This is a genomic window from Pseudolactococcus laudensis, assembly GCF_013449735.1.
In the GTDB taxonomy this organism is placed as follows: Bacteria; Bacillota; Bacilli; order Lactobacillales; family Streptococcaceae; genus Pseudolactococcus; species Pseudolactococcus laudensis.
Genome location: NZ_JACBNY010000056.1, coordinates 1 through 2,557, shown reverse-complemented (window position 1 = coordinate 2,557; position 2,557 = coordinate 1). Strand labels below are relative to the sequence as shown.

Below are 2,557 nucleotides of genomic sequence, written 5' to 3'. Positions count from 1 at the left end.
GCGATCATGAGTTCATAGTAGCAACTCATGTTGACCAAGATCATAGACATAATGTGCGCCCAGATAGGGTGTTAAGTCAAGTAGTTTAAGGTACTACTCTGTAAGATAACACAGAAAACAGCCAACCTAACCGAAAAGCGAAAGCTGATACGGGAACAGAGCACGGTTGGAAAGCGATGAGTTACCTAAAGACAATCGGGTACGACTGAGTCGCAATGTTAATCAGATATAAGGTATAAGTTGTGTTTACTGAACGCAAGTTTCTAATTTCGGTTATGTGTCGATAGAGGAAAGTGTCTGAAACCTCTAGTACAAAGAAAGGTAAGTTATGGTTGTGGACTTATCTGTTATCACCACATTTGTACAATCTGTAGGAGAACCTATGGGAACGAAACGAAAGCGATGCCGAGAATCTGAATTTACCAATACTTAACACTAACTGGGGATACCCTAAACAAGAATGCCTAATAGAAAGGAGGAAAAAGGCTATAGCACTAGAGCTTGAAAATCTTGCAAGGGTACGGAGTACTCGTAGTAGTCTGAGAAGGGTAACGCCCTTTACATGGCGAAGGGGTACAGTTATTGTGTACTAAAATTAAAAATTGATTAGGGAGGAAAACCTCAAAATGAAACCAACAATGGCAATTTTAGAAAGAATCAGTAAAAATTCACAAGAAAATATAGACGAAGTTTTTACAAGACTTTATCGTTATCTTTTACGTCCAGATATTTATTACGTGGCGTATCAAAATTTATATTCCAATAAAGGAGCTTCCACAAAAGGAATATTAGATGATACAGCGGATGGCTTTAGTGAAGAAAAAATAAAAAAGATTATTCAATCTTTAAAAGACGGAACTTACTATCCTCAACCTGTACGAAGAATGTATATTGCAAAAAAGAATTCTAAAAAGATGAGACCTTTAGGAATTCCAACTTTCACAGATAAATTGATCCAAGAAGCTGTGAGAATAATTCTTGAATCTATCTATGAACCGGTATTCGAAGATGTGTCTCACGGTTTTAGACCTCAACGAAGCTGTCACACGGCTTTGAAAACAATCAAAAGAGAGTTTGGCGGCGCAAGATGGTTTGTGGAGGGAGATATAAAAGGCTGCTTCGATAATATAGACCACGTTACACTCATTGGACTCATCAATCTTAAAATCAAAGATATGAAAATGAGCCAATTGATTTATAAATTTCTAAAAGCAGGTTATCTGGAAAACTGGCAGTATCACAAAACTTACAGCGGAACACCTCAAGGTGGAATTCTATCTCCTCTTTTGGCCAACATCTATCTTCATGAATTGGATAAGTTTGTTTTACAACTCAAAATGAAGTTTGACCGAGAAAGTCCAGAAAGAATAACACCTGAATATCGGGAACTTCACAATGAGATAAAAAGAATTTCTCACCGTCTCAAGAAGTTGGAGGGTGAAGAAAAAGCTAAAGTTCTTTTAGAATATCAAGAAAAACGTAAAAGATTACCCACACTCCCCTGTACCTCACAGACAAATAAAGTATTGAAATACGTCCGGTATGCGGACGACTTCATTATCTCTGTTAAAGGAAGCAAAGAGGACTGTCAATGGATAAAAGAACAATTAAAACTTTTTATTCATAACAAGCTAAAAATGGAATTGAGTGAAGAAAAAACACTCATCACACATAGCAGTCAACCCGCTCGTTTTCTGGGATATGATATACGAGTAAGGAGAAGTGGAACGATAAAACGATCTGGTAAAGTCAAAAAGAGAACACTCAATGGGAGTGTAGAACTCCTTATTCCTCTTCAAGACAAAATTCGTCAATTTATTTTTGACAAGAAAATAGCTATCCAAAAGAAAGATAGCTCATGGTTTCCAGTTCACAGGAAATATCTTATTCGTTCAACAGACTTAGAAATCATCACAATTTATAATTCTGAATTAAGAGGGATTTGTAATTACTACGGTCTAGCAAGTAATTTTAACCAGCTTAATTATTTTGCTTATCTTATGGAATACAGCTGTCTAAAAACGATAGCCTCCAAACATAAGGGAACACTTTCAAAAACCATTTCCATGTTTAAAGATGGAAGTGGTTCGTGGGGCATCCCGTATGAGATAAAGCAAGGTAAGCAGCGCCGTTATTTTGCAAATTTTAGTGAATGTAAATCCCCTTATCAATTTACGGATAAGATAAGTCAAGCTCCTGTATTGTATGGCTATGCCCGGAATACTCTTGAAAACAGGTTAAAAGCTAAATGTTGTGAATTATGTGGAACATCTGATGAAAATACTTCCTATGAAATTCACCATGTCAATAAGGTCAAAAATCTTAAAGGCAAAGAAAAATGGGAAATGGCAATGATAGCGAAACAACGTAAAACTCTTGTTGTATGCTTTCATTGTCATCGTCACGTGATTCATAAACACAAGTGAATTTTTACGAACGAACAATAACAGAGCCGTATACTCCGAGAGGGGTACGTACGGTTCCCGAAGAGGGTGGTGCAAACCAGTCACAGTAATGTGAACAAGGCGGTACCTCCCTACTTCACCATATTATTTTT

1 protein-coding gene is annotated in these 2,557 nt (G+C 36.8%); it reads left to right on the top strand.

The window, feature by feature from the left end; genetic code table 11:
- Nucleotides 1-626 precede the first annotated feature (626 nt).
- On the top strand, nt 627-2,426 hold the full coding sequence (locus HZR21_RS11385; protein ID WP_003140158.1) for a reverse transcriptase domain-containing protein: 1,800 nt from the start codon (nt 627-629) through the stop codon (nt 2,424-2,426).
- Nucleotides 2,427-2,557: the final 131 nt, after the last annotated feature.

Coding starts and splice junctions, on each gene's coding strand:
- HZR21_RS11385 (WP_003140158.1), top strand. CDS start 627: ATGAAACCAACAATGGCAATTTTAGAAAGAATCAGTAAAAATTCACAA.